Here is a 26,609-nt window from a genome sequence, read left to right on the forward strand (position 1 = left end):
CTCCCCCGCGCGGGGGAGGGCGACGCCACGGCGACCGTTGATCGCGCTGGCCCCCGCGCCTACCTTTGAGGGGCAACGGGTTTTCAGGAGCACCTTCCCATGGCCGCCGCCGGCGCAGACACCAACGGCCCCCGCGCCCCGCGCCAGACCGGCCACGCCCGCATGGAGCCGCTCGCCCGCCTGCCCGTCTTCTTCGGGCTCGAAGGCCGGCGCGTGCTGGTGGCGGGCGGCGGCGAGCCGGCGGCGTGGAAGGCGGAACTGCTCTCCGCCGCGGGCGCGCGGGTGGAGGTGATCGCCGCCCATGTCTGCGAAGACCTCTGGCGCCTCGCCGGCGCGGCGTCCCATGGCCCGGTGTCCATCCATGTGCGCGACTGGCACGCCGACGACCTTCCCGGCGCGGCCATCGCCATCGGCGATTTCGAGGACGAGGCATCGGCCGCGCGCTTTGCCGCCGCCGCCCGCGCCGCCGGCGTGCCGGTCAACGTCATCGACCGGCCGGCCGTCTCCGACTTCACCTTCGGCGCCATCGTCAACCGTTCGCCTCTGGTGGTGGGCATCTCCACCGACGGCGCTGCCCCCGTTTTCGGACAGGCGGTGCGCGCCAAGATCGAGGCGCTGCTCCCCTCCGGTTTCCGCGCCTGGGCGCAGGCGGCGAAGACCTGGCGGCAGGCGGTGACCGAGCGCGGGCTGGCCCACCATGCGCGGCGCGCCTTCTGGGAGCGCTTCGCCGCCAAGGCCCTGACCGAGCCGAACCGGCCACCGGACGAGAACGACCGCGCGGCCCTGTTCGCCGCGCTGGAGACCGAGGGCGGCGCACCCCACGGCGGATCGGTGGTGCTGGTGGGCGCCGGCCCGGGCGATCCCGAGCTTCTCACGCTGAAGGCGGTGCGCGCGCTGCAATCCGCCGACGTGGTGCTCTATGACGACCTCGTCTCAGGCGCCATTCTCGACTTCGCCCGCCGCGAGGCGAAGAAGATGCTGGTGGGCAAGACCGGCTACGGGCCCTCCTGCAAGCAGGACGATATCAACGCGCTGATGGTGGAGCTGGCCCGCGAGGGCCGCCGGGTGGTGCGCCTGAAGGGCGGCGAACCCATGATCTTCGGCCGGGCGGGCGAGGAGATCGCCCACTGCCGGGCGGCGGGCGTGCCGGTGGAGGTGGTGCCGGGTATTTCTTCGCCGCAGGGCGCCGCGAGCCGGCTTGTCACCTCCCTCACCCACCGCGACCATGCGCGGCGGCTGCAATTCGTCACCGCCCATGCGCGCGACGGCAAGCTGCCCAAGGACCTCGACTACAACGCGCTGTCGGACAAGGCCGCGACCACCGTGGTCTACATGCCGCGCCGGACCCTGCCCGATCTGGTGCGCAACCTGCTCGCCGCGGGCATGGAGCCGACGACACCCGCCGTCGCCATCTTCTCGGTCACGCGCCCGGAGGAGAAGGTGATCATCGCCACCGTCGCGACCCTCGCCGAGGCGGTGACGCGCGCCGTGGACGCCGGGGCGGACGGCCCGTGTCTCGTGCTCTATGGGCACGCCTTGTCGGAAGTGGCGGTGGAGGACCTGCCAGCCCCGGCCGAGGCCGCCCGGGGCTGATCCAGGCGACGCCACTGCGGTCGAGACGCGCGACGGGAGCCCGTTGCTTTATTTCATGGGCTCCCGGCGGTGCAGCGCCCATCGCCATCCAGGACCTACTTCGACAGCTCCAGCTCGATCGCCGACAGGAGTCTGGGGTCCTCGGCGGTCACGCTCGGCGCGAACCGCGCAACGACGTCGCCACCGCGACCGACCAGGAACTTCTCGAAGTTCCACAGCACGTCAGGTGGCGGATTGGGTGTCATGCCGAAGCTCTTGAGGCGGTCGCGCATGGCGTCATCGCCGGTCGCAGCGGGCTGCGCCGCCGTCAGGGCCGCATAGAGCGGATGCTGGTCCTTTCCGACGGCCGAGATTTTCGAGAACATGGGGAACTGCACATTGAACTTCAGAGAGCAGAAGGAGGCGATCTCCGCCTCGCTTCCGGGCTCCTGGCCGGCGAAATCATTCGCCGGGAAGCCGAGCACTTCCAGTCCCAGCGGCTGATTGGCCTCGTAGAGCTTTTCGAGCCCCTCATATTGCGGGGTCAGGCCGCACTTGGACGCGACATTGACCACCAGGAGGACCTTGCCGCGATAATCGGCGAGCGTGCCTTCCGTGCCATCAATGTGTTTGACCTCGATGTCGTAGATGGAAGCCACTTCTCGACCCTCCCTGGCTCAGCTCGCGCGTCCATACCGCGCCACCGAGCGTCGCAATACTCACATGTTCGGATAGTTCGGCCCGCCGCCGCCCTCGGGCGCCGTCCAGGTGATGTTCTGGTTGGGATCCTTGATGTCGCACGTCTTGCAGTGGACGCAGTTCTGCGCGTTGATCTGAAAGCGTGGCGCGTCCGCTCCCTCCTCGATCCACTCATAGACGCCGGCAGGGCAGTAGCGGTTGGACGGGCCGGCGAAGACATCGTGTTCGGACCGCTTCTGCAGGTCCATGTCCTTCACCACGAGATGGACCTGCTGGTCTTCCTCGTGATTGGTGTTGGAGATGAACACCGACGACAATTTGTCGAAGGTCAGCACGCCGTCGGGCCTGGGATACTGGATCTTCTTGCACTCCGCCGCCGGCTTGAGCGACGCCGCGTCGCTCTTGCCGTGCTTGAGCGTGCCGAACAGCGAGAAGCCGAGGGTGTTGGTCCACATGTCCAGCGCGCCCAGCGGAATGCCGATGAAGGTGCCGAACCGCGACCACAGGGGCTTCACGTTGCGCACCTTCTTCAGGTCCGCACCAATGGCGGACGAGCGCCAGGACGCCTCGTAGCTGGAAAGCTCGTCGTGGCTGCGCTCGGCGGTGAGGGCGTCGAGGAGGTGATCGGCCGCCAGCATGCCGGAGAGCACCGCATTGTGGCTGCCCTTGATGCGCGGCACGTTCACCAGGCCGGCGCCGCAGCCCACCAGAACGCCGCCGGGGAAGGCGAGCTTGGGGACGCTCTGGTAGCCGCCCTCGGTGATGGCCCGCGCGCCATAGGCGATGCGCTTGCCGCCCTCGAAGGTATCCTTGAAGAAGGGATGGGTCTTGAAGCGCTGGAACTCGTCGAAGGGCGAGAGCCACGGGTTCTGGTAGTTGAGGTGGACCACGAAGCCCACCACCACCTGCTCGTCCTCGATGTGATAGAGGAAGGCGCCACCGCCGGTCTTGGAATCCAGCGGCCAGCCGAAGGCATGCTGTACCAGGCCCGGCCGGTGCTTGTCCTTCTTCACCTTCCACAATTCCTTCAGGCCGATGCCGAATTTCGGCACGTCGCTGCCGGCGTCGAGGCCATAGCGGGCGATGAGCTGCTTGGTGAGATGGCCGCGCGCGCCCTCGGCGAAGACGGTGTAGCGCCCGCGCAATTCCATGCCGCGGGTGAACTCGCCCTTGGGCGTGCCGTGCTTGTCCACGCCCATGTCGCCGGTGGCGATGCCGATCACCGCGCCCTTCTCGTCATAGAGGATCTCGTCGGCGGCGAAGCCGGGATAGATCTCGACGCCCAGCGCCTCGGCCTTCTGCGCCAGATAGCGGCACACGTTGCCCAGCGAGCCGACGAAATTGCCGTGATTGTTCATCAGCGGCGGCATGGCGAAATTAGGCAGGCGGAAGCCGCCGGCGGGACCCAGCAGATAGAAGGCGTCGTCGTTCACCTGGACGGACAGGGGCGCGTCGGGCTCCTCGCGCCAGCCGGGAATGAGGGCGTCGAGGCCGATGGGGTCGATGACCGCGCCGGAGAGGATGTGGGCGCCGACTTCGGACCCCTTCTCCACCACCACGACGGAAACCTCGGCGCCGCGCTCGGCTGCCTGCTGCTTCAGGCGGATGGCCGCGGCGAGGCCCGCCGGCCCACCACCCACAACCACCACGTCGTAATCCATGCCCTCGCGCTCAGGCAGCTCCGCCGCGCTCATTCCCCGTGCTCCCATGTGGCGTCCCTGTTGATTGGACTATTTCCACGGCTGGGCCGCAAAGACAACCGCCTGCTCCCGCTTAGGGTAACATCTTTCCCTATAGTGCCGAACGATCGGGTTATACCCGCGACCCGGACCGTGCCGGCGACGCGGGGCCGGCCGGAAGGCGCGATCCGGGGGCCGCCGCCCCCCTTACCGGCGCGGCGGGTTGCGCCTAACCTTCCCCGTCATCGACGGAGGTCGCGCGTGAGCCCAGAGGATGTCCGCAGCTTTGCCGTCCGACTCATGGATGAGGTCTGGCGGCCCTTCGACCACACCGCGCTGGCGCGCTTCTACCATCCCGACGTGGTGGGACACCACCGCGCGCAGACCCTGGCGCTGGAGGACATCGCCAACCGGCTGCAATGGGACGTTCAGAACTTCGGCGATCCCGTCTACGATATCCAGGACATCGTGGCCGATGAGGACAAGTTCGCCATCCGCTTTCTGTATTCCTGCACACTGCTCGCCACGGCCGAGTCCTTCCACGTGGAGGTGATCTATTTCTATCATCTCAGGGACGGGCTCATCAGCGCGTTCTGGCTGCTGTCGTCCACCGATTTTGACTACAAGCAGCATCCCGCATAGCCGCCCATGGCGCTCCCTCTCTTGGTGGGTGCGTACGGGTGCCGCCCGGGGCCCTTCCGCTCTAGAATGCCGGCATGACCGACCTTACCGCCGATGATCTCGCCGACATTCTCGCCTTCCATTGGGAGGCCGGGGTGGATGTGGCCATCGGCGAGACGGCGGTGGACCGCTTCGCGGAGAGCGCCGCGGAGCCCGCGCGCGCCCGCGCCACCACGGCCCTGAGCACGCCCGCTTCCGCCGCGCTCGCCCCGCCGGCCGAGGCCCCGCTGTCCCGATCGGGACCGGGCCCGGCGCCGCGGGGGGCCGCCCCCCCTGCCCGTTCCGCGCCGCCGGCTGCGGCGGGCGGCCCGGCGGTGCTCGTCACCCAGCCGCCCGATGCGGCGGTGATGGCGGCGCGCGAGGCGGCGCGGGGGGCCGCCAGCCTCGAAGCGCTGCGCGCCATCCTCGATGGTTTCGACGGCTGCGCCCTCAAGCGCACGGCGAGCCGCCTCGTCTTCGCCGACGGCAATCCGCAGGCCCGCGTCATGTTCGTAGGTGAGGCACCGGGGCGGGACGAGGACCAGCAGGGCCTGCCCTTCGTGGGACGCTCGGGCAAGCTCCTCGACCTGATGCTCGGTGCCATCGGGCTCGATCGCACCAGCGCCTATATCGCCAATGTCATTCCCTGGCGGCCGCCGGGCAACCGCACCCCGACGCCGCAGGAGACGGCGATCTGCCTGCCCTTCATCGCGCGCCAGATCGAGCTGGCGAACCCGGACATCCTGGTCTGCCTCGGCGGCCCGTCGGCCCAGGCGCTGCTGGCCACCACCGAGGGAATCACCAAGCTGCGCGGCCGGTTCATGAACTACGACACCGGGACGCGCACCATCCGCGCCATCGCCACCTTCCATCCGGCCTATCTGTTGCGCACGCCCCTCGGCAAGCGGTTCGCCTGGCGCGACATGCTGGCGGTTGAGGCCGCGCTGAAGGCGGAATGAGGCGCGTCAGTCGCCGCCGAGCGGCGCGTGCACGAGGGCGGAGTTGCGGTAGCGCGGATCGTCGGTGACCTCCTCGCCCGCCCATTCGGGCAGTTCGATCACCTCATCGGCGCCGCTCAATTCCACTTCGGCCACCACCAGCCCGTCGTTCTCGCCCTCGAAGACATCGACGGTCCACAGCCGTCCCCGATGCTCCACGGCATAGCGGGTCTTCTCGATGAGCGGCCGGGCGCAGAGGGTGTCGAGCATGGCCTCGGCGTCGGAGAGGGGAATGGCGTATTCGAATTCCGCGCGGGCGATGCCCTCGGTTCGGCCCTTGACCGTGATGAAGGCGTCGCCCTGGGCCACGCGGATGCGCACGGTCGCGCCGCTCCCGTTGGACAGATATCCCTGCCGGATCGAGGTCGCGCGGGCACCCGAGCGCCATCCGTCAGAGGTCACGAGAAACTTTCGCTCAATCTCAACTGGCATCACCTGGCCGGCTTGCTGTGTAGTACCTCCAGCTTATTCCGGCCAATGCAGACCACGTCCACCCCGCTGCAGCGCACCAATGCCTTATTTTCGTGGGGAAAACGATTTCATCGTCCCCATGCGGCAAGAGGCTGCATGGGGAAGGCAGCCCCCGCCGGCAGCGTCAGCGCGTCATGCGTGCACCTTGGCCTTCGGCATCTTTGCCGCGTGGGTGTCCACATCGTCCCGGGACGGCGGGTTGGTGGCCCCGATGGTGGTGATGCGCATGATGTTGGTGGTGCCGGGCTTGGCGAAGGGCACGCCGGCCGTGATGGCGAGGCGATCCCCCGGCTTGCCGAGGTCGTGCTCCACCGCCGTGCGCACCGCCGTGTCCACCATGTCGCCGAAGGAGTGGATGTCCTCCTTCATGTGGACGGCATGGACACCGTAGGAGAGCGCGAGGCGGCGCGCGGTCTCCATCTTCGGGGTGAGGCCGAGGATCGGGATGGCGGGGCGCTCGCGCGCGGCGCGCAGGCCCGTGGTGCCCGACAGGGTGAAGGCGACGAGGGCGGAGGCGTCCACCGCGATGGCGGCCTGATAGGTCGCCTTGGTGACGGCGTCGCCGATGGTCTTGCCCCATTGGGCCTGGGTCGCATCCAGCACCTGCCGGTAGCCGGGATCGCGCTCCACATGGCGGATGATGTCGTCCATGAAGGTCACCGCCTCCACCGGGAACTGGCCGGCGGCGGTCTCGGCGGAGAGCATCACGCAGTCGGCGCCCTCATAGACCGCGGTGGCCACGTCCGACACCTCGGCGCGGGTGGGCACCGGGGCGGTGATCATCGATTCGAGCATCTGCGTCGCCACGATCACCGGGCGGCCGTACTTGCGCGATTCGGCGATCATCCGCTTCTGCAGCGCCGGCACCTCGGCCAGCGAGATCTCCACGCCGAGGTCGCCGCGCGCCACCATGATGGCGTCGGAGAGCTCCACCAGCTCGGTGAGGTGCTCCACCGCCGCCGGCTTCTCCATCTTCAGCATGATCGCGGCACGATCCTTCACGAGGCCGCGCGCCTCATGGATGTCCTCCGGCCGCTGCACGAAGGACAGGGCGATCCATTCGACGCCGGCCTCGCAGGCGAATTCCAGGTCGAGGCGGTCCTTGGCGGTGAGGGGTGACAGCGGCAGCACCACGTCGGGGATGTTGAAGCCCTTGTTGTTGGAGAGCTTGGTGCCCGCCACCACCTGGGCCTCCAGGAAGCCCTTGCCCTTCTTGACGACCTTGAGGCGCACCTTGCCGTCGTCGCAGAGCACGGTGGACCCGACGGTCAGTGCCTCGAGGATGTCGGGATGGGGGATGGGAACGCGGGTCTCGTCGCCAAGACGCTCCACGTCGGCATCGAAATGCAGCACGTCGCCGGCCTTGAGGGCGATGGAGCCATCCTTGAAGCGGCCGATGCGCAGCTTGGGGCCCTGCATGTCGGCGATGACGCCGATGGGGCGGTTCATCTCCTTCTCCAGCCGGCGAATGCGGGCGAGCACCTCGCCGTGGTCGGCCTGGGTGCCGTGGCTGAAGTTGAGGCGGAACACGTCGACGCCGGCGAGGAACAGCGCCTTCAGCTTCTCCTCGCTGTTGGAGGCTGGCCCGACGGTGGCGACAATCTTGGTCAGGCGCTCGCGCTTGAGCGTGTGGTGGTGCTTGCTGGGCATGGGTCGTCCTCCGGCTCGGCGCGTTCGCGCTCGGTTCAGCACCTTCTAGGCGGCATCATGCGCGCCTTTGATGTACGCATAAAGTCGCATAAACGACAGCTAGGCTGACGTTGCAGGGACACCATGGCGGCCTTTGGCGCCGGTGCGCGGGGCGGCGCAAGCGCCTTCAAAACCCCGGTCAAGCCTCTCTTGCGAAAGGGTCCGCGGGCCCGTTCAGCTTTGGCGGCGGTGCAAGTCAGCTCCGTGCACCGCGCCCCTTTTGCGCTGCCGTAACCGTCCGCCTCGTGCGGGCGAATTGACCCATCCGCGCATGGCGACGGACCTGCCATACCGAGCGCCGGATGGGCGCCGGAATAATCCCCCGGTCAAGCCGGGGGATGATTGATCGCTATCCCCGCATGACGCGGCGATGCCCCGAGAAACGCGGGCACCCGCACCTCACGCGTCGGGCGCCACCGTGTGGTTGGCCATCAGCTCCAGGGCCTTGACCATGCCGGAATGGTCCCACTTGGACCCGCCATGGGCGGCGCAGGCGTTGAACAGCTCCTGGGTGGTGGCGGTGTTGGGCAGGCTGACGCCGAGGGCCTTGGCGCTCTGCAGCGCGAGGTTCAGGTCCTTCTGGTGCAGCTCGATGCGGAAGCCCGGATCGAAGGTGCGCTTGATCATCCGCTCGCCGTGCACTTCGAGGATGCGCGAGGTGGCAAGGCCGCCCATGAGCGCCTGGCGGACCTTGGCCGGGTCGGCGCCCGCCTTCGAGGCGAACAGAAGGCCTTCGGCCACCGCCTCGATGGTGAGGGCGACGATGATCTGGTTCGCGACCTTCGCCGTCTGGCCGGCACCGACGCCGCCCACCAGCGTGATGTTCTTGCCCATCTTCTCGAACAGGGGCCGGACCTTCTCGAACGTGGCCTCGTCCCCGCCCACCATGATGGTCAGAGAGGCGGCCTTGGCGCCCACCTCTCCGCCGGAGACGGGGGCATCGAGATAGGCCGCGCCGGTGGCGGCGATGCGTTCGGCGAAGTCCTTGGTCGCGACGGGGGAGATGGAGCTCATGTCCACCACCACCTTGCCGGCGGTGAGGCCTTCCGCGACGCCGCCCGCGCCGAACAGCACCTTCTCGACGTCCGGGGTGTCGGGCACCATGGTTATGATGACGTCGGCGGCCCGCGCCACCTCGGCCGGCCCCGCGCAGGCGATCGCTCCCGCATCCGTCAGCGCCTGCGGCACGCCGCTGCGCGAGAAGGCGTGAAGCGAGTGGCCGGCCGCAAGGAGGTGGCCGGCCATGGGGTTGCCCATGATCCCGAGGCCGATGAATCCCACGTTCATGTGCGTTTCTCCTGAAGAGTGCTTGTTGTCCGGAAGAAGGGGGCGGGGCTCAGCCCTTGTAGGGGGCGAACCAGCCGATGCCTTCGTCGGTGGTGGTCTTCGGCTTGTATTCGCAGCCGATCCAGCCGTCGTAGCCGGTGTCGTCTATGGCCTTGAACAGGAAGGGATAGTTGATCTCGCCCGTGCCCGGCTCGCCGCGGCCGGGATTGTCCGCCAGCTGGATGTGCTTGATGCGGGCGATGTTGGCTCGGATGGTCGGGGTCAGGTCCCCTTCCATGATCTGCATGTGGTAGATGTCGTACTGGAAGAAGATGTCGTCCGCGCCGACTTCATCCATCACCTTCAGCGTCTGCTTGGTGTTGGTGAGGTGGAAGCCGGGGATATCGCGGGTGTTGATGGCCTCGACGACAAACGGAATACCCGCCTTCTTCAGCTCCGCCGCGGCGAACTTCAGATTGGCGATGAGGGTCTCGTGCACCTTCTCGGCCGGCACGTCCTTCGGGGTCAGGCCGGCGAGGCAGTTGATGGCCTTGGTGTTCAGGGCCTTCGCATACTCGATGCCCTTGCCCACGCTGTCCTGGAATTCGCCCTCGCGCCCGGGGATGCAGGCGATGCCGCGCTCGCCCGCCGCCCAGTCGCCGGCCGGCAGGTTGTGCAGCGCTTGGGTGAGGCCGTGCTTCGCCAGCCTGTCGGCGAGCGCGTCCTTCTCATAGGCGTAGGGAAACAGATATTCGACGCCCTTGAAGCCGGCATTGGCGGCCTTCTCGAAGCGGTCGAGGAAATCAATCTCGTTCCACAGCATGGTGAGATTGGCGGCAAACTTGGGCATGCGTCTCTCCGCGGGCTGAGCCGTTGTGGGCGCACTGTCATGCCCCGGCCGGGCCGGGGCATCCAGGCTTTTTTAAATCGATATGAAGGATCGGCGCCGGAGCCGATTACTCGGCCGGCTCCAGCGCCCGCGCCTCGCCGAGGGGGACGTCGAGGACTTCCTCGAACTCGTTGATGGCGTTGATCTCCATCCCCATGGCGATGTTGGTGACGCGCTCCAGGATGAACTCCAGCACCACCGGCACCTGATGCTCCTCCATGAGCTTCTGGGCGTTGGCGAAAGCTTCCTTGAACTCGTTGGGCGTGCGCACGCGGATGGCCTTGCAGCCGAGGCCCTCGGCCACCGCCACATGGTCCACGCCATAGGCGCCGATCTCTTCCGAATTGATGTTGTCGAAGGAGAGGCTGACCTCGAAGTCCATGTTGAAGCCGCGCTGCGCCTGGCGGATCAGACCGAGGTAGGAGTTGTTCACCACCACGTGCAGGTAGGGCAGCTTGTGCTGGGCGCCCACCGCCAGCTCCTCGATGAGGAACTGGAAGTCGTAGTCGCCCGAGAGCGCGACGATCTTCGCGTCGGGCCGCGCGGCGCGCACGCCGAGGGCCGCCGGCAGGGTCCAGCCCAGCGGGCCGGCCTGGCCGCAATTGATCCAGTGGCGGGGATTGTAGACGTGCAGGAACTGCGCGCCGGCGATCTGCGACAGGCCAATGGTGGAGACGTAGGTGACGTCGCGGCCCAGCGCCTCGTTCATCTCCTCATAGACCCGCTGCGGCTTCAGCGGCACCACGTCGAAATGCGACTTGCGCAGCATGGTCTGCTTGCGGGAGAGGCATTCGTCGGCCCAGGCCGACCAGTCGGGCAGCTTGCCGGCCGCCTTCAGCTCGCGGGCAGCCACGACGAACAGTTCGAGCGCCGCCTTGGCGTCGGAGACGATGCCGAAATCGGGCCCGAACACGCGGCCGATCTGGGTGGGCTCGATGTCCACATGGATGAACTTGCGGCCCTGGGTATAGACCTCCACCGAGCCGGTGTGGCGGTTGGCCCAGCGGTTGCCGATGCCGACCACGAAGTCGGAGGCCAGCATGTTGGCATTGCCGTAGCGGTGCGACGTCTGCAGGCCGCACATGCCGGCCATCAGCGGATGGTCGTCGGGGATGGTGCCCCAGCCCATGAGGGTGGGAATGACCGGGATGCCGGTGAGCTCGGCGAACTCCACCAGCAGGTCCGAGGCATCGGCATTGATGATGCCGCCGCCGGCGACGATCAGCGGCCGATCGGCGCCGAGGATCATCCCCATGGCCTTGTCGATCTGCGCCCGGGTCGCCGCCGGCTTGTAGACCGGCAGCGGCGCGTAGGTGTCCTCGTCGAACTCGATCTCGGCGAGCTGCACATCCAGCGGCAGGTCGATGAGCACGGGGCCGGGACGGCCCGAGCGCATGACGTGGAACGCCTGCTGGAACACCATGGGCACCAGCGCCGGCTCGCGCACGGTCACCGCCCACTTGGTGACGGGCTTGGCGATGGATTCGATGTCCACCGCCTGGAAGTCTTCCTTGTAGAGGCGGGCGCGGGGCGCCTGGCCGGTGATGCACAGGATCGGGATGGAATCCGCCGAGGCCGAATAAAGGCCGGTGATCATGTCCGTCCCCGCGGGGCCGGAGGTGCCGATGCACACGCCGATGTTGCCGGCCACCGCGCGGGTGTAGCCCTCGGCCATGTGGGAGGCGCCCTCCACGTGGCGCGCCAGCACGTGGCGGATGGAGCCCTGCGCCTTCATGGCCGAATAGAGCGGGTTGATGGCCGCTCCCGGCACGCCGAAGGCGCAGCTGATGCCTTCCTTCTCGAGAACACGGACGGCGGCGTCGACGGCGCGCATGCGGGCCATGGCATCTCTCCCTTTGGGCTTTGTTGCCTGGGTCCTATTGGACTTTCGTCTGGGATACGCCTTCGCCGTCTGCGCAGCTATGGGAAGAAACGGCATGACATTGCTGCCCTCCGGGAAATAATCGCTCGCAGGCCTGAATTCATCCCCAGCGCGCGCGAGGCGCGATATTGCACCTGCGAGGCGCCCTGTGCGCCGCAAAAGCCGGCTCCAGAGCCCGATTTCGGCTCATGCGGGTAAATCTCGCGAATGACGAAATATTCTAGCTTTCGGCAACAATTGCGGGGCGGGGCGCGCGGTCTCCCGCGCGCGCGTTCCCGCCGCGGGATGTCATCCGGGCAAGGTTGCGCCCCGGCGCAGCCATGCGGTGCTGAGCCCGACATGCGACCCGGCGCAAGTTCCTCGCCCGCCCTGTGATCTCTGCCTTCTGAGAGGCCGTTCAGCGTCCCTGTGCCGGCCTGCCGAGCCGCAGGGCCGCATGCCTCGCATTCCCCATCGACGATGCTATAGGTGCTTAACTGCCCCCGGGGTCGCCAATGACCGACATCGCCACGCGCGTCTATAACCACACCTGGAAGATCGACCCCATCGTGCGGTCCGTGCTGGATACGGACTTCTACAAGTTGCTGATGGGCCAGACGATCTTCAATCGGCACCGGGCGACGCGCGTCACGTTCGGCATTCATAACCGCACCACGTCCGTGCGGCTCGCCGACATCATCGACATCGGCGCCCTGCGCGAGCAGCTGGACCATGTGCGCTCCCTCACGCTGACCCGGGGCGAGAGCACCTGGCTGCGCGGCAACATGTTCTACGGCAAGCGGCAGATGTTCTCGCCGGACTATGTGGCCTGGCTCGAGGGCTTCCGCTTCCCCGCCTATCACCTCGAGAAGTGGGACGGGCAATACGAGCTGACGTTCGAGGGGCCGTGGGTGGAAACCACCATGTGGGAGATCCCCGCCCTCGCCATCATCAACGAACTGCGCTCGCGCGCCGTGCTGAAGGACATGGGCAAGTTCGAGCTGCAGATCCTCTATGCAAGGGCCATGGCGCGGGTGTGGGAGAAGGTCGAGTTCCTCAAGACTCTCGCTCCCATCAACATCGCCGATTTCGGCACCCGCCGCCGCCACGGCTACCTGTGGCAGGACTGGTGCGTGCAGGCGCTGATGGAGGGTCTGGGCGAGGGTTTCCTCGGCACCTCCAACTGCCTCATCGCGCTCCGCCGCGAGGTGGAGGCCACCGGCACCAATGCCCACGAACTTCCCATGGTCTATGCCGCCCTCGCCCGCAACGAGGACGAATTGCGCTGGGCGCCCTACCAGGTGCTGGCCGACTGGCAGGACGACTATGACGGCAATCTGCGGGTGATCCTGCCCGACACCTACGGCACGACGGGCTTCCTGGAGCGCGCCCCGGACTGGGTCACCCACTGGACCGGCATCCGCATCGACAGCAAGGACCCCATGGAGGGCGGCGAGGAAGCCATCGCCTGGTGGCGCAGCCGCGGCCAGGACCCGAAGGACAAGCTCGCCATCTTCTCGGATGGGCTGGACGTGGACGAGGTGGCGCGCATCCACGACGCCTTCAAGGGTCGCATCCGCCTCGGCTTCGGCTGGGGCACGCTGCTCACCAACGACTTCCGCGGCCTCGCGCCCAATGGCGCGCTCGATCCCATCTCCATCGTCTGCAAGGTGATCTCGGCCAACGGCCGCCCGGCAGTGAAGCTCTCCGATAACCCCACCAAGGCCATGGGCTCGGCAGCGGAGCTGGAGCGCTACAAGCGGGTGTTCGAGGTGGGCACGCAGGTCGCGCGCCGCGCCGTGGTCTGAGGGACGCTCCGGGCCGGCTTCGACCGAGGCCCGGAGGGCTGGGACGGGCGTGATTCGGCTTTAAGCCCACGGACGATGTGTTATAATGCCAGTATAAACGCTTTTATTATGTGAATTTGGAGACGATCATGGCGACGCTGCGACTGGGCGATGTGGTGCCGGATTTCGAGGCCGTGACCACCGAAGGCCCGATCAAGTTCCACGAATGGCTCGGCGACAGCTGGGGCATCCTGTTCTCCCACCCGAAGAACTTCACCCCGGTCTGCACCACCGAGCTCGGCCAGGCGTCCCATCTGAAGGGTGAGTTCGACAAGCGCGGCGTGAAGCTGCTCGGCCTCTCGGTGGACGCCATCGACAATCATCCGGCCTGGGTCGGCGACATCAAGGACGCCACCGGCGCCACCCTGAACTTCCCGCTGATCGCCGATTCCGACCGCAAGGTCTCGGACCTCTACGACCTCATCCATCCCAACGCCAACGACACCCTCACCGTGCGCTCGGTGTTCATCATCGGCCCGGACAAGAAGCTGAAGCTGTCGCTGACCTACCCGGCCTCAACGGGCCGCAACTTCGCGGAGATCCTGCGGGTGGTGGACAGCCTCCAGCTCACCGCCAAGCACTCCGTGGCGACCCCGGTGGACTGGAAGAACGGCGAGGACGTCATCATCGTCCCCTCGCTCTCCGACGACGCCGCCAAGGAGAAGTTCCCGGACGGGTGGACCACCGTGAAGCCCTATCTGCGCGTGGTTCGCCAGCCTGGCGCGTGACGCTCAGGTCGGGTTCCCCGTCGTCGTCCTCTTCCCCGTCGCCCTCCGGCTTGACCGGAGGGCCCATGCCGCCACCGGTCACCGGCTCCCGGCGGAACCATGGATGCTGCGGTTAGGCCGGAGCATGACGGTGGTGTGGGGTGTGGGGTGGCGGCTTGGGTGTTGGCTGGGGAGGTGCAATTTCCCCGTCGTCGTCCTCTTCCCCCGTCGCCCTCCGGCTTGACCGGAGGGCCCATGCCACCACCGGTCACCCCCTCCCGGCGGAACCATGGATGCTCCGGTCAAGCCGGAGCATGACGGTGGCGTGGGGTCTGTAGGGTGGCGGCTTGGGTGTTGGCTGCGGAGGTGCAATTTCCCCGTCGTCGTCCTCTTCCCCCGTCGCCCTCCGGCTTGACCGGAGGGCCCATGCCACCACCGGTCACCGGCTCCCGGCGGAACCATGGATGCTCCGGTCAAGCCGGAGCATGACGGTGGTGTGGGGTGTCGGGTGGCGGCTTGGGTGTTGGCTGGGGAGGTGCAATTTCCCCGTCGTCGTCCTCTTCCCCGTCGCCCTCCGGCTTGACCGGAGGGCCCATGCCGCCACCAGGCGCCGGCTCCCGGCGGGACCATGGATGCTCCGGTCAAGCCGAAGCATGACGGTGGTGTGGGGTGTGGGTGTGGGATGCGCTCGCCGCCGGCTCTTCCGTCGCCGCTCCCCGGACAAGCGACGGCGCATGCCGGAGCGCTGATCCGGGGCCCAGCGCAAAAGTCCCGCGCGGCGGTCAAAAGCCGAGGGCGGCAGGATCAACATCCGCCTTGGCCGGTCCCGCGCGCTGACCCCGCGCACGCGTCACGCGTCGGGGAACGGACGCGGAGAGGCCTCCGCGCCAAGATCTGCGTTCTGCCGCGCCCTCACGCCGACATGATGTAGTCGCGCAGCTGGGCGCTCTCGCGCTCCATCTCCTCGACCCGGAACTTCACCACGTCACCGATGGAGATGATGGCCACCAGCTTGTCGCCGGAGACCACCGGCACATGGCGGAAGCGGCCGCGCGTCATGCGCTCCATGATGACCGGCACGGTCTCGTCCGGCGTGCAGGTGACGACGGCGCGTGTCATCAGGCCCGCCAGCGGCTCGGAGAGCACCTCGACGCCCCGCTCGCCGATGAGCCGGACCACGTCGCGCTCGGAGATGATGCCTTCCACCGCCATGGCCGCGTCGACGATCACGATGGCGCCGATGCGGTTGCGCGCGAGGCTCGCGACGGCATCGGCCAGGGTGGCGTCTGGCGACAGGGTGATGATGTCGTTGCTCTTACGGCTCAGGATGACGCTCACGGTCATGGATGCTGGCTCCCTGATCTCAGCACGAGGGGCCGGCTCCGCCGAAGGCCGGCTTCTCTGGCATGGTTCTGGACTGGGATGATCCCTCGCATCGCGGTGCGGCGCAAGAGCGCAGGACCTTAGGAAAGGCTCAGGCTCACGCCACCCGGCGGCGCGGCACCGGATCGAACAGCGCGAACAGCAGCAGCCCGGCGAGGAAGCCACCCACATGGGCCTGCCAGGCGATGGACGCATCCTCGACGCCGGGCATGGACATGCCGAAGGCGAAGAGCAGGTTGAGGGCGAACCAGGCGCCCACGAACACCAGCACCCGCCCGTCGCGAAAATTCTCGATGAGGGAGCCGGCCGGCTGGTGATCGGCGAACAGGCTGCGCCGCGACGACAGGGCGCCGCCGGGCGCAAAGGCGAAGCGCACCGCCGCCGCCATCGTTCCGGACACCGCCGCCGAGGCCCCGATCAGCGGCGCAAGCGCGTCGGGATAGGCGAGATAGTGCGCCCCGGCCCCCGCCGCCGCCGTGACGGCGCAGAACAGGGCGAAGCGCAAGCTGCCGAAGCGGCGCGCCACCGGCGTGCCGAAGGCCAGCAGCCAGACGAGATTGACGATGAGATGCATCCAGTTGGCGTGGAGCAGCGCATAGCTCACCACGGTCCACAGCTTCGGTCCGAGCCCGCCCGGCAGATAGAACATGCTGTCGGGCAAAGTGTAGCGGGCGGGGATGAAGGCGAAATAGGTGAGGACCTCGATGTCCCCGTCCTCGGACAGCAGCAGCACGCGCGCGGCGTGGATCATGACCAGCCCGAGCGCGATGACCGCGACGGCGCCGGGCACGTTGAAGACAGGCTGCCGGTGCGGCACGCCGGGAAAGGCAGGGCGGTCGGACACGTCCTGCACATAGGTGGCGCGCTGCGCCCCGGCAAGGGAAAAGCGCGGCGCGCCCTATTGGAGGGCGACGCGCACGCCGAAGCGCAGCTGATGGGCGGCAAGGCCGTCCGCCGAGAGCCCGCCGGCATGGGCGGGGCTGCCGAGATCCAGATAGCGGTAGCCAAGATCGAGGCTCAGGCTGGAGCTGAAGGCGAAGGACACGCCCGCCCCGGCTGACCAGGCGAACCGCCAGTCATTGCCGGCCGGCTGGAGCGCCGCAGGCGCATGCAGGGCGTCGATGGCAAAGCCCGCGCCGACGCTGAGATACGGGGTGAAGCCGGCCAGGGTCACCACATCCCAATAGAGGCTCGCCAGCGCCACCGTGGCATCGGCTCCGAACCGGGCGGGTCCGACACTCGCGCTGCCGAGGTCGAGATAGTCGAGCCCCACCTCGCCGCGCAGGAAGGATGTGAAGCGATAGCCGAGCCCGCCGCCGAGCGACCAGCCCGAGCCGGAGAGGTCGAGGCCGGTGGGCAGTCCGGCATAGGAGAGGGCGGATCCGGCGCCGGCCACATAGCCGGCATCAAGGCGCGCGTACCAGCCGGAGGCGGCCTCATCGGACACTTCGGGCGGCGAGAGGGAAAAGTCGCCCGGCCGGCCGAGCTTCGCCATCATGGCGTCCACCTCGGGATCGGCGGCGCGCGCCGGCCCGTTCACGGCCCCGAAGATCAGCATGGCTGCCGCCAGACACGCGGCGCGGGCACCCGCCTTGCGCACGCGCGGCGCGGCTGCGCCGCCGTCCGGGCGCACCCGCCCCGCTCCGTCAAACCCGACCATTCGTCACGTCCTGTCCAGGGAAACCACCCGTGGAGGGGACCGTGGCACGGCAAGATTTAAGGCCGGATTAACCCTGACGAACCCTTAACCCCGCGGCCGCCGCACCCGGCAGCGGCCGCGGAAAGGCTCAGGCTGCGGCGCGCTCGAGCGCGTCGATCACCCCGTCCACCACGGTCTCGACGAGCTCGCGGTCGTCGCCCTCGCCCATGACGCGGATGACCGGCTCGGTGCCGGAGGGGCGGATGAGCAGGCGGCCGTGGTTGGAGAGGCGGCGCTCGGCATCGGCGATGGCGAGCTTCACCTTCTCGTTCTCGAGCGGCATCCCGTCGCGATAGCGCACGTTCTTGAGGATCTGCGGCAACGGATCGAAGCGGTGGCACACCTCCGACACCGGCTTGCCCTGCCGCGCCACCACCGCCAGCACCTGGAGCGCCGCGACGAGGCCGTCGCCGGTGGTGGAATAATCCGACAGGATGATGTGGCCGGACTGCTCCCCGCCCACGTTGTAGCCGTCGGCCCGCATGCGCTCCAGCACGTAGCGGTCACCCACCCCGGTGCGCGCCAGCGTGATGCCCTCGCCGGCCAGGTGCCGCTCCAGCCCGAGGTTGGACATGACGGTCGCCACCACGCCGTCGCGGGCGAGGCGGCCGTCCTCCTTGAAGCTCTCGGCGATCACCGCCATGAGCTGGTCGCCGTCCACCGTGTGGCCCTTCTCGTCGACGATCATCACCCGGTCGGCGTCGCCATCCAGCGCGATGCCGATGTCGGCCCGCACTTCGCGCACCTTGGCGGACAACGCCGCCGGCGAGGTGGATCCCACGTCGCGGTTGATGTTCATGCCGTCCGGCTCGACGCCGATGGCGATCACCTCGGCACCCAGCTCCCACAGGGCCTCCGGCGCGACGCGATAGGCGGCGCCGTGGGCGCAGTCGACCACCACCCGCAGGCCCTCGAACGACTGGTTCCGCGGCAGGGTGCGCTTGGCATATTCGATGTAGCGGGCGTGCACGCCCTCCAGCCGCCGGGCGCGGCCGATCTCGGCGGGCTTGGCGAGCTGGCGGGCGAGGTCCTCGTCGATGAGTTCCTCGATCTCGCGCTCCACCTCGTCGGAGAGCTTGAAGCCGTCCGGGCCGAACAGCTTGATGCCATTGTCATCGAAGGGATTGTGCGAGGCCGAGATCATCACCCCGAGGTCGGCGCGCATGGAGCGCGTCAGCATGCCCACCGCCGGCGTCGGCATCGGGCCGAGCAGCAGCACGTCCATGCCCACCGAGGTGAAGCCCGCCACCAGCGCGTTCTCGATCATGTAGCCGGACAGGCGCGTGTCCTTGCCGATGACCACCCGGTGGCGATAATCGCCGCGGCGGAAGACGAGGCCGGCCGCCATTCCGACCCGCAGCGCCAGATCGGCCGTGAGCGTAGCATTGGCGCGACCGCGCACCCCGTCCGTTCCAAAATACCTGCGCGACATGTGCCCTCTTCCGTGAGAAGCGGAATCCCGGACCGCCCCGATTCTGCGGCTGGCTTAACATCAACTGGCCGCTCAGGTCATCACGTCTCGTGAGCGGCCAGCCGGGGCGGCCGCGCGCCGGCGGCCGTTGCCATCATTCGCCGATCAAGACCGTGGCCGGCTTGGCGACGAGCGGATAGATGCGCGGCTCCTTGCCGTCCAGCTTCACCTTCGCCATGTCGATCGCCTGGAGGTCGGGATTGTCATAGGTGGTGAAGGTGTAACGCAGGTTCTTCAGGTCGGCGTAGACCGTCCATTCGGTGGTCTCGTTGCCGGACACGCCGCCGCCGGCGGCGGAGTCGGCCTTCGTGACCACCGAGCCCGGCGCGATGTCGAACGAGCTCATCAGGTGGTGCAGGGTGGTGAGCCCCGCCTCCGGGGTGGCCGGCTGCGGCGCGTTGCGCGAGAAGAAGAACGCCCGCAGGAAGCGCGAGGGGGAGAGCATGTCGCCCGGCAGGCCGTGCAGGCCCGCGCCGGTGGACGGCGCGGCGATGGTAAGCGGGCCGACCTTCATGGCCGGCGGCTCCAGCGCCGAAAGGCTCACATACTGGCCGAGGTTGGCGATGTGCCAGTCGAAGGTCGGGGCATTGGTGAGCACGCCGGTGGGGTTGTCGTGCATCTGCAGTTCGCCGCCCACATATTCCACCACCAGGCTGGCGCCGGTGGCGTCATGCAGCGTCATGTGCACCGGCACCGGGCCCTTGAAGTCGGTCTGGGGCGCGCGGCTCACCTTGATCTTGGGCAGCCCCTCCTTCGCCTCGCCCACGGTGGCGAACGAGGTGAGCACGTAGGTCAAAAGCTCGAACGAGGCGATGGAGTTCTTGGCCTCCGCCGGACCGACCTCCTGGAACTGCGCGACATTGGGCAGATAGAGCAGGCCGCCGACGAGGCCCTTCTCGTTCATGCCGTCCACGAAGATCTTGAGGCCGAGGGCGTTCAGGCCGACGGCGGCATACTTGCCGGTCCAGCTCAGCCCCTTGCCCGCCTCGCCCGAGGGGCCGGTACCGGCCAAAACGACGCCGCGCGGCATCACCATGCCCTGCGAGCGCATGGGCAGGCTGAATTCCATGGTGCGGCCGTAGACGACGCCGCCGTCGGCGCTCTTCAGGATCAGCGAGGTGCAGGCGGAAGCAGCAAGGCTCTGGGTGAGAAGGGCCGCCCCTGCGACCAGGGCCGTGGCCGTGCGTGTCAGGTTCCGCATGCGCATGTCCTCCCATCTGCTCCCCAATCCGGGAGTTCGTCTCTTCCGCCCTCCTTTCACGTATAGACCCCGCGCTTGGATGTCGCACCTTTCCGTCTCCCCGCGGCAGGCGGGAATGAAGGAAAGGTTAATGGCGCGCGTTGCGTCGGACCCGACGGCGATGGTAACCGCTGGGCAACGCCATTCTTGCAGCGAGCGCCCCCGTGACCGCCACCCCTCTCGACGTCCTCGCCATCGGCAACGCCATCGTCGATGTCCTCTCCCGGGCCGAGGAGGATTTCCTCGGCGCGCACGGCATGGCCAAGGGCGGCATGGCGCTCATCGACGAGCCGCGGGCCGAAGAGGTCTATGCCGCCATGGGCCCGGGCACCGAGGCCTCGGGCGGCTCGGCCGCCAACACCGCGGCGGGCATCGCCTCGCTGGGTGGCAAGGCCGGCTTCATCGGCAAGGTGAAGGGGGACGTCCTCGGCACGGTGTTCGGCCACGACATCCGCGCCGCCGGCGTCGCCTATGCCACCCCCGCCGCCGATGACGGCCCGGCCACCGCCCGCTGCCTCATCTTGGTGACGCCCGACGGCGAGCGCACCATGAACACCTTCCTCGGCGCGGCGCAGAACCTCACCGCCGGCGACATCGACGCCGCCATGGTGGAGAGCGCGGCCGTGACCTATCTGGAAGGCTATCTGTGGGATCCGCCGCAGGCCAAGGCGGCCTTCCTCGCGGCGGCGAAGATCGCCCACGGCGCCGGGCGCAAGGTGGCGCTCTCCCTCTCGGATACCTTCTGCGTCGATCGCTATCGCGCCGAGTTCCTCGACCTCATCCGCACCGGCACCGTGGACCTCGTGTTCTGCAACGAGGGCGAGCTGAAGGCGCTCTACGAGACCGCCGATTTCGACGCCGCCCTCGTCGCCCTGCGCAAGGATGCCAAGGAGGCGGTGGTCACCCGCTCGGAGAAGGGCGCCTCCTTCGTCACCGCCGGGGCGGTGGTGAGCGTGCCGGCCGCGCCGGTGGAGCCGGTGGTGGACACCACCGGGGCGGGCGACCTCTTCGCCGCCGGCTTCCTCACCGGCTACACGCGCGGCCTCGACCCGGCCACCAGCCTGCGCCTCGGTGCGTTGGCGGCGGGCGAGATCATCGGCCAGATGGGCGCCCGGCCCCAGCGCCCGCTGATCGACCTCGCGCGCGAGGCCGGCCTCATTTCGTGAGCGACGCCGGCCTGCCCGACGACCTGCCCACCGACCTGCCCGACGACGCGGGCGCGCGGGCGCTCGCCGCCATCGACGCGCGGGCCCCGCTGCTGATGGTGCTGGGCGGGGCAGGCACCGGCAAGACCACCTTCCTGCACGAATTGCGCAAGACGCCGCGGGGGCGGCAGGTGTTCCTCGCCCCCACCGGCGTCGCGGCGCTGCAGGTGGGCGGGCAGACCATCCATTCCTTCTTCGGCATCCCGCCGCGGCTGCTGAACCCCGACGAGGTGAAGCCGCGGGTGCAGGTGCGGCGGCTGCTGAAGAAGCTCGACCGGGTGGTGATCGACGAGATCTCCATGGTGCGCGCCGACCTGCTGGACGCCATCGACATCTCGCTGCGCATCGCCCGCGACAATTCCGAGCCGTTCGGCGGGGTGCAGATGGTGCTGGTGGGCGATTTCCTCCAGCTGCCCCCGGTGGTGCCCTATGCCGAGCAGGAGATGCTCGGCCGCATGGGCTATCAGGGGCCATTCGCCTTCCACGCCAAGGCGCTGGACGGGCGGGAGGTGACCGCGGTGCCCTTCACCCACGTCCACCGCCAGACCGACCGCGCCTTCATCGCCATGCTCGACGCCTTGCGCCGGGGCCGCGGCGCGCGGGAGGCGGCGGAGGCGCTCAACGCCGCCTGCGTGCGCCCCCACCGGGCCGGCGCGCAGCCGGTGCTCCTCACCCCCACCAACGCCCGCGCCGACGCCTACAACGCCCGCGGCCTCGCCGCGCTGCCGGACGAGGGGCGCGAGTTCGGCGGGCTGCTGAAGGGCGAGTTCGGGCTCGAGGGCGACCGCCTGCCGGTGGCCGAAAAGCTGGTGCTGAAGCGCGGCGCCCGCGTGATGGCCCTGCGCAACGATCCGGCGCGGCGCTGGGTCAACGGCTCGGTGGGGACGGTGAAGGACCTCGGCGCCCATTCCGCCGTGGTGAAGCTCGACGCCGGCCCCACGGTGGAGATCGACGCCTTCACCTGGGAGCGCATCCGCTACGGCTGGGACGAGCCGGGCGGGCGCATCGACACGCAGGTGGTGGGCACCTACACCCAGCTCCCCCTCGCGCCCGCCTGGGCCCTGACCATGCACAAGGCCCAGGGCCTGACCCTCGACGACGTCCGCATCGACTTCGCCGACGGCGCCTTCGCGCCGGGCCAGGCCTATGTGGCCTTGTCCCGGGCCCGGACGCTGGAGGGGCTTTCGCTGGTGCGCGCGATCACCGGGCGGGATGTGCGGGTGGATCGACGGGTGGCGGAGTTTGTGGAGCGGTTTGAGGGGTGAGGGGCGCGACTTGTTGGGAACGTAAAATGCCGCAAAGACGGTTAATCTCGACCGATGTGATTATCGAAAGAATCAAGAAGGCCAGCGGGAAAATCCGACCAAAATCGATAGATAATTATAGAATAATAAAATAAAAGCAGCGACGGCGCCTGTCAAAGCTACGAAAACGGCACCCATCCATACAGGAATAAACGCCGGATCTGGCTTGACTTCTCGCTTATATAACGCCAAGGTTCGTTTCAAGAAATCTTCTGGCGGCAAATCTGAATTGACTAATTTTCTCATTCTAATAAATCTAAAAGACGTTACTATCATTTTATAAACTTCAAAAAATATATACGTAGAAATGGAAATGCCCAGAGATAAACCTACTGCAATATTAGCTCTTTCAGAAAGATTGTTCGCCGTATTAGACCAAATAGTAAACGCTCCAGCATAACCGCCGAGCAGCATAAGATTCATATACGCCGCTGCACGTTCATATAACTTTCCCTGAATCTCAACTATTGCTTCAATCGCCTCTCTTTTCCTCTCTTTTGCTCGACGCTCTGCCTCTTCTTTTTTAAGGCGTCGGGCGTCCTCAGCTGCTTTGTTTAGAAAATTGTTCATAACAGCAAGCTCTTGGCAGACTTGAGAGACGGCGTGCGAATAGCGCTGGTAGCTATAGAGCTTCGTGCGTTAAGTGCATTATTGTTGATTACAGTCCTACATTCAACCCCGACTGGGTCCGATCAACCCTAGACTGGGGAAATAAGTCTCGTACCGGGCTACATCCCGCGTCATCAAATCATAACCCGCCACAGCCGCATGCGCGCCAATGAAAAAGTCCGGAAGTGGGGAGGTGCGGGCGCCGCCGCGCCGGCGATAGGTCTGGAAGCATTTCCCGGCGAGGAATGCGGCCTCGAAGGGGATTGCCTCGCGCTCGATCAGTTGCGCGGGCAAGGCGGCTTCCAGATCCTCGATGCGTGAAAACCGCACCGAGACTTCTGCGTAGACTATTGCATTGATGACGAGGCGGTTCCGGTCCGCAGCCTCGGCGAGGGCGGCGCTGGACCAAGCGAACCATTTGTGGTCTTCGGTCAATACATCCAAAAGGATGTTACTGTCGATAAAGACCGTGCCCATCACCCTTTCCGCGTCAGCGCCATGATGGCATCGGTGGAAAGAGCAACGTCGCCGCGACCGCGCATCTGGCGCACGAGGCGCGCCCCGCGGCTTTCCTTCCTTGCCCGTGTGGGTCGCAGGGTGACGACCTGTCCGTCGAAGCTGAATTCAACCTCGGTGTCGGGTAACAGGCCGGCTTTGGTCCGGATGTCAGCTGGAATAGTGACCTGCCCCTTGGATGTGATGCGCACGACGGCCTCCGCAATTTCTTACGTTGGATTGTAAGAACGAGACTGGCCTTCCGCAACTGCCGCCTTCCCCCTCACCCCACCCCTCCTCCATCAGAAAATCCACAGCGTCCGCACCTTGGCGGGCAGGTGGGTGCGGTTGGGGTAGATGGCGTCGAGGGCGTAGAGGGGGCGGAGGGGGTGAGGGGATGGGCAGGAGGTGCTCCAGCGTGCCGGCGCCGAGGTCGTCCGGCTGCGCGTAGCACGAGGCCGCGCGCCGCTCCAGCACCCCTGCCATCAGGCTCCCGGGCCAATATTTATGCAGGTTTCATTATACCACTTAGAGCCAGGCGGCAACCTGCCCGACTGACTGTCAGCCGCATCGCTCCCGAACGTCGCCGATACCCGCGCCGAACACCCGGTGAAACACCCCCGGCACTGGCCGCTCAAGCAGGTCCGGAGGCGCCCCTTCGGCCGGCGTCCCTCACTCCCAGATCTGGAACATGTTGTCCCCTTCGTCCTTCGACCGCGGATTGCCGAACATCACGCCGCCGTGGCAATTGCCGCGGGCGTCGACGGCGATCCAGGGATGGCTGCCGAAGGTCTTTTGGATCTTGTGCGAGTTGGGCGCCAGCGTGTGGTATTTCTTCCACTCGCCGCTGTAGTCAATCCACATGATGTTCAGCGGGATCTTCATGAGATTCACGAAGTTCACCTGCACCGGCGCATTGCTGTTCTGCGAACGGATGCTGCCGATGGCCGGGCAGTTCTTGCCCGTGGCGGCATTTTGCTGGGGCGGGGGCGGCGAAGGCTTCTGGCCACGGTTGCGGGCGCACTGGAGCGCCTTGTCCATCGCCGCTGCCGCGCCGTTCAGCTTGAAGGTCTGCTCCCCGCGGTCGAGGTTGATGGAGAATTCCGGCAACGATCTGAAGGCGTTGACCTGGTCGCCGTTGATCTTCATGGAGGCCCAGCCGTCGCCCTCCGCCCGAAGGTTCCCCACCTCGCTGGCGCCGCCGAAACCATAATACGCTTCGACCATCCCGGTCTTGCCGTAGAATGGCACGCCCACCTGCCACGAGCGCCCGTCGGTGGCGACGCGCAGCTGCACCTTGCCGTTGTCCACATCCGCCGCGCAATAGCCGAACTGGTTGCCGCCGAAGACCGCCGTGATGGACCAGCGGCCGGACCGGTCATAGGCCGTTTCCTGCGCCACGGCGGGGCGGAGCACGCCCATCGCCGCCAAAGCCACACAGCCGGCAAAAATTGTCGTCTTCCAAGTCACTTGAACGCCCCCCACCTCCCGATTGCGCAAGTAAAAGTCGATATTTTCGCATTTTGCAATAGCCAAGCCATCGCTTGATCAGAACTGGCCCAGCGGGGCTCGCCCGGGGGTGGGCCGCCGGCCTATAAGCACGCAGTTGCAGCGGCAGGACCGGAGCATGTCGGACGAGAACGCCCCCACCATCACCTTCGATGATTTCCTGAAGGTCGACATCCGCGTCGGCACCATCGTCGCCGCCGAGCCGTTCCCGCAGGCGCGCAAGCCCGCCTTCAAGCTCACCATCGATTTCGGAGCGGAGATCGGCCTCAAGCGCTCCTCGGCGCAGATCACGGTGCATTATACGCCGGAGGAGCTTGTGGGCCGGCAGGTGGCTGCGGTGGTGAATTTTCCGCCCCGGCAGATCGGGCCGTTCATGTCCCAGGTGCTCACGCTGGGCTTCCCGGACGCCGACGGCGCGGTCGTGCTGATCTCGCCCAGCGTGAAGGTGCCGGACGGCGGACGCCTGTTCTGATCCTCAGGCCTCGGCCCAGCGCTCCGACTTGAAGGCCGCGGCAATGGCGCGGGCGCGTGCTTCCGCGGCCTCGTCGGCGTCGAGTCCCGCATCGAGGCCGGCGCAGGCGGCTCGGGCCGCGGTGAGGAGATCCACCTTGGGGTGGCTCTCGCCCGTCTTGTCGCCATAGGCGAAGTAGTCGCAGGTCGCCACCAGCATCAGCTTCTCGAACAGCTCGGGATCGCGGAACGCCCCGGTGCGGTCGAGCATGGCGGCAAGCGGCCCGGCGCGTACCGGCGAGGCGCGCTGCACCCGCTCGCATTCGTGGAGCGCCAATAGCGCCAGGTCATGGCATACGCCCGGCACAGCGAAGCGCTCGCAGATGACATCGATGCGCGGCGCCGCCCGCTCGATATGGCGATAATGCACCGGCAGGTGCTCGCGCGGGGAATCCGACTTGCCGGCGTGCATCACCAGCAAGGCGAAGCGCACCTCCAGCGGGGCGGCGCGGCGGGCCGCTTCCTCCAGCGCCGCGACGATGAGTACGCCGAGGTCGATTTCGTCCGCCGTGTCGGTGATCTGCGGCACGCCGAAGACCGCGGATATCTCGGGCAGGATGATCTCCAGCACACCGCATTCGCGCAGGGCCTTCACCATCGCCCCCGGCCGTGCGCCCATCAGCCCGCGCGCCAGCTCAGCCCAGATCTCGGCACCGTCGAGACCGTCCAGCGCGCCCACTTCCATCTGCTCGAACATCAGATCGAGCGTGTCCTCGTCCGCCCCGCTGCCCTCGGCCACGAGGGAGGCGAGCCGCAGCAAGGCGAGCCCCGGATGGGTCTGCACCAGATCGGCTGGAAGGAAGGGCGTCTTGTCCATGCCGGCATTGCATCATCAGCCGGCGAAAG

At 67.5% G+C, this 26,609-nt stretch carries 25 protein-coding genes; 8 read left to right on the forward strand and 17 right to left on the reverse strand.

Annotated features, from left to right (window positions below; genetic code table 11):
• The first annotated feature begins 99 nt into the window (after positions 1–99).
• Positions 100–1,593 carry a siroheme synthase CysG gene (cysG, locus tag ABLE93_RS04760; protein ID WP_348838253.1) on the forward strand — a complete coding sequence of 498 codons (1,494 nt, stop codon included), beginning with the start codon at positions 100–102 and terminating at the stop codon, positions 1,591–1,593.
• Between the two features lie 95 nt (positions 1,594–1,688).
• Here cysG and ABLE93_RS04765 read toward each other — a convergent pair whose 3' ends face one another.
• The gene (locus ABLE93_RS04765) at positions 1,689–2,231 is read right to left on the reverse strand and encodes a glutathione peroxidase (protein WP_348838254.1); all 543 of its coding nucleotides are present in this window, start codon (positions 2,229–2,231) and stop codon (positions 1,689–1,691) included.
• A 60-nt stretch (positions 2,232–2,291) separates the two neighbouring features.
• The gene (locus tag ABLE93_RS04770) at positions 2,292–3,965 is read right to left on the reverse strand and encodes an electron transfer flavoprotein-ubiquinone oxidoreductase (RefSeq protein ID WP_348838256.1); all 1,674 of its coding nucleotides are present in this window, start codon (positions 3,963–3,965) and stop codon (positions 2,292–2,294) included.
• 246 nt (positions 3,966–4,211) lie between these two features.
• Between ABLE93_RS04770 and ABLE93_RS04775 the strand changes: the two genes are divergently transcribed.
• Together ABLE93_RS04775 and ABLE93_RS04780 are read left to right on the forward strand one after the other, a co-directional pair.
• Positions 4,212–4,592 carry a nuclear transport factor 2 family protein gene (locus ABLE93_RS04775; RefSeq protein WP_348838258.1) on the forward strand — a complete coding sequence of 127 codons (381 nt, stop codon included), beginning with the start codon at positions 4,212–4,214 and terminating at the stop codon, positions 4,590–4,592.
• Between the two features lie 74 nt (positions 4,593–4,666).
• Entirely contained in the window at positions 4,667–5,569 is a 903-nt protein-coding gene (locus tag ABLE93_RS04780) for a uracil-DNA glycosylase (protein WP_348838260.1), read from the forward strand.
• A gap of 6 nt (positions 5,570–5,575) precedes the next feature.
• On the opposite strand, the gene ABLE93_RS04785 is transcribed toward ABLE93_RS04780, so the two are convergent.
• The 5 genes from ABLE93_RS04785 to gcl all read right to left on the reverse strand — a co-directional run bounded on the left by ABLE93_RS04785 (position 5,576) and on the right by gcl (position 11,766).
• Positions 5,576–6,040, reverse strand: coding sequence for a CYTH domain-containing protein (locus ABLE93_RS04785; RefSeq protein WP_348838262.1), 465 nt, complete (start codon positions 6,038–6,040; stop codon positions 5,576–5,578).
• 171 nt (positions 6,041–6,211) lie between these two features.
• The gene (gene pyk / locus ABLE93_RS04790) at positions 6,212–7,729 is read right to left on the reverse strand and encodes a pyruvate kinase (protein WP_348838263.1); all 1,518 of its coding nucleotides are present in this window, start codon (positions 7,727–7,729) and stop codon (positions 6,212–6,214) included.
• Positions 7,730–8,167: 438 nt separating this feature from the next.
• On the reverse strand, positions 8,168–9,055 hold the full coding sequence (locus tag ABLE93_RS04795; RefSeq protein ID WP_348838265.1) for a 2-hydroxy-3-oxopropionate reductase: 888 nt from the start codon (positions 9,053–9,055) through the stop codon (positions 8,168–8,170).
• A gap of 49 nt (positions 9,056–9,104) precedes the next feature.
• The gene (gene hyi / locus ABLE93_RS04800; protein WP_348838266.1) at positions 9,105–9,884 is read right to left on the reverse strand and encodes a hydroxypyruvate isomerase; all 780 of its coding nucleotides are present in this window, start codon (positions 9,882–9,884) and stop codon (positions 9,105–9,107) included.
• A gap of 106 nt (positions 9,885–9,990) precedes the next feature.
• A complete protein-coding gene (gene gcl, locus ABLE93_RS04805; RefSeq protein ID WP_348838269.1) occupies positions 9,991–11,766 on the reverse strand; it encodes a glyoxylate carboligase in 1,776 nt (591 codons plus the stop codon).
• Positions 11,767–12,299: 533 nt separating this feature from the next.
• Between gcl and pncB the strand changes: the two genes are divergently transcribed.
• Positions 12,300–13,592, forward strand: a complete 1,293-nt coding sequence (gene pncB / locus ABLE93_RS04810; protein ID WP_348838270.1) for a nicotinate phosphoribosyltransferase — start codon at positions 12,300–12,302, stop codon at positions 13,590–13,592.
• A gap of 128 nt (positions 13,593–13,720) precedes the next feature.
• Positions 13,721–14,359 (forward strand): peroxiredoxin, encoded by a 639-nt coding sequence (locus tag ABLE93_RS04815; protein WP_348838271.1) that lies wholly within the window; start codon positions 13,721–13,723, stop codon positions 14,357–14,359.
• An 891-nt stretch (positions 14,360–15,250) separates the two neighbouring features.
• Here the strand turns inward: ABLE93_RS04815 and ABLE93_RS04820 are convergent.
• From ABLE93_RS04820 to ABLE93_RS04840, 5 genes are all read right to left on the reverse strand, one after another.
• Complete coding sequence (locus tag ABLE93_RS04820; protein ID WP_348838273.1) at positions 15,251–15,682, reverse strand: CBS domain-containing protein; 432 nt, start codon at positions 15,680–15,682, stop codon at positions 15,251–15,253.
• Between the two features lie 136 nt (positions 15,683–15,818).
• Positions 15,819–16,574: a rhomboid family intramembrane serine protease gene (locus ABLE93_RS04825; protein WP_510182965.1), complete on the reverse strand. Its 756-nt coding sequence runs from the start codon at positions 16,572–16,574 to the stop codon at positions 15,819–15,821.
• A gap of 45 nt (positions 16,575–16,619) precedes the next feature.
• Positions 16,620–17,381: an outer membrane protein gene (locus ABLE93_RS04830; protein ID WP_348838277.1), complete on the reverse strand. Its 762-nt coding sequence runs from the start codon at positions 17,379–17,381 to the stop codon at positions 16,620–16,622.
• A 127-nt stretch (positions 17,382–17,508) separates the two neighbouring features.
• Positions 17,509–18,852: a phosphoglucosamine mutase gene (gene glmM / locus ABLE93_RS04835; RefSeq protein WP_348838278.1), complete on the reverse strand. Its 1,344-nt coding sequence runs from the start codon at positions 18,850–18,852 to the stop codon at positions 17,509–17,511.
• A gap of 133 nt (positions 18,853–18,985) precedes the next feature.
• Complete coding sequence (locus ABLE93_RS04840) at positions 18,986–20,092, reverse strand: linear amide C-N hydrolase (RefSeq protein WP_348838280.1); 1,107 nt, start codon at positions 20,090–20,092, stop codon at positions 18,986–18,988.
• A gap of 203 nt (positions 20,093–20,295) precedes the next feature.
• Between ABLE93_RS04840 and ABLE93_RS04845 the strand changes: the two genes are divergently transcribed.
• Positions 20,296–21,297: an adenosine kinase gene (locus ABLE93_RS04845; protein WP_348838282.1), complete on the forward strand. Its 1,002-nt coding sequence runs from the start codon at positions 20,296–20,298 to the stop codon at positions 21,295–21,297.
• Entirely contained in the window at positions 21,294–22,601 is a 1,308-nt protein-coding gene (locus tag ABLE93_RS04850; RefSeq protein WP_348838283.1) for an ATP-dependent DNA helicase, read from the forward strand. The genes ABLE93_RS04845 and ABLE93_RS04850 overlap by 4 nt, the downstream gene beginning before the upstream one ends.
• 72 nt (positions 22,602–22,673) lie before the next feature.
• Here the strand turns inward: ABLE93_RS04850 and ABLE93_RS04855 are convergent, their stop codons facing one another.
• The 4 genes from ABLE93_RS04855 to ABLE93_RS04870 all read right to left on the reverse strand — a co-directional run bounded on the left by ABLE93_RS04855 (position 22,674) and on the right by ABLE93_RS04870 (position 25,160).
• Entirely contained in the window at positions 22,674–23,210 is a 537-nt protein-coding gene (locus ABLE93_RS04855; protein WP_348838284.1) for a hypothetical protein, read from the reverse strand.
• Between the two features lie 102 nt (positions 23,211–23,312).
• Positions 23,313–23,726, reverse strand: coding sequence for a type II toxin-antitoxin system VapC family toxin (locus ABLE93_RS04860; protein ID WP_348838285.1), 414 nt, complete (start codon positions 23,724–23,726; stop codon positions 23,313–23,315).
• Positions 23,726–23,956, reverse strand: a complete 231-nt coding sequence (locus ABLE93_RS04865) for an AbrB/MazE/SpoVT family DNA-binding domain-containing protein (protein WP_169121843.1) — start codon at positions 23,954–23,956, stop codon at positions 23,726–23,728. The genes ABLE93_RS04860 and ABLE93_RS04865 overlap by 1 nt, the downstream gene beginning before the upstream one ends.
• 460 nt (positions 23,957–24,416) lie before the next feature.
• Positions 24,417–25,160, reverse strand: coding sequence for a VHL beta domain-containing protein (locus ABLE93_RS04870; RefSeq protein ID WP_348838286.1), 744 nt, complete (start codon positions 25,158–25,160; stop codon positions 24,417–24,419).
• Positions 25,161–25,371: 211 nt separating this feature from the next.
• Between ABLE93_RS04870 and ABLE93_RS04875 the strand changes: the two genes are divergently transcribed.
• Positions 25,372–25,725 (forward strand): tRNA-binding protein, encoded by a 354-nt coding sequence (locus ABLE93_RS04875; RefSeq protein WP_348838287.1) that lies wholly within the window; start codon positions 25,372–25,374, stop codon positions 25,723–25,725.
• A gap of 3 nt (positions 25,726–25,728) precedes the next feature.
• Here ABLE93_RS04875 and ABLE93_RS04880 read toward each other — a convergent pair whose 3' ends face one another.
• Complete coding sequence (locus ABLE93_RS04880) at positions 25,729–26,580, reverse strand: tRNA nucleotidyltransferase (RefSeq protein WP_348838288.1); 852 nt, start codon at positions 26,578–26,580, stop codon at positions 25,729–25,731.
• Between the last annotated feature and the right edge of the window lie 29 nt (positions 26,581–26,609).

The sequence above is a fragment of the Xanthobacter pollutisoli genome (assembly GCF_040044995.1).
Classification (GTDB): Bacteria; Pseudomonadota; Alphaproteobacteria; order Rhizobiales; family Xanthobacteraceae; genus Xanthobacter.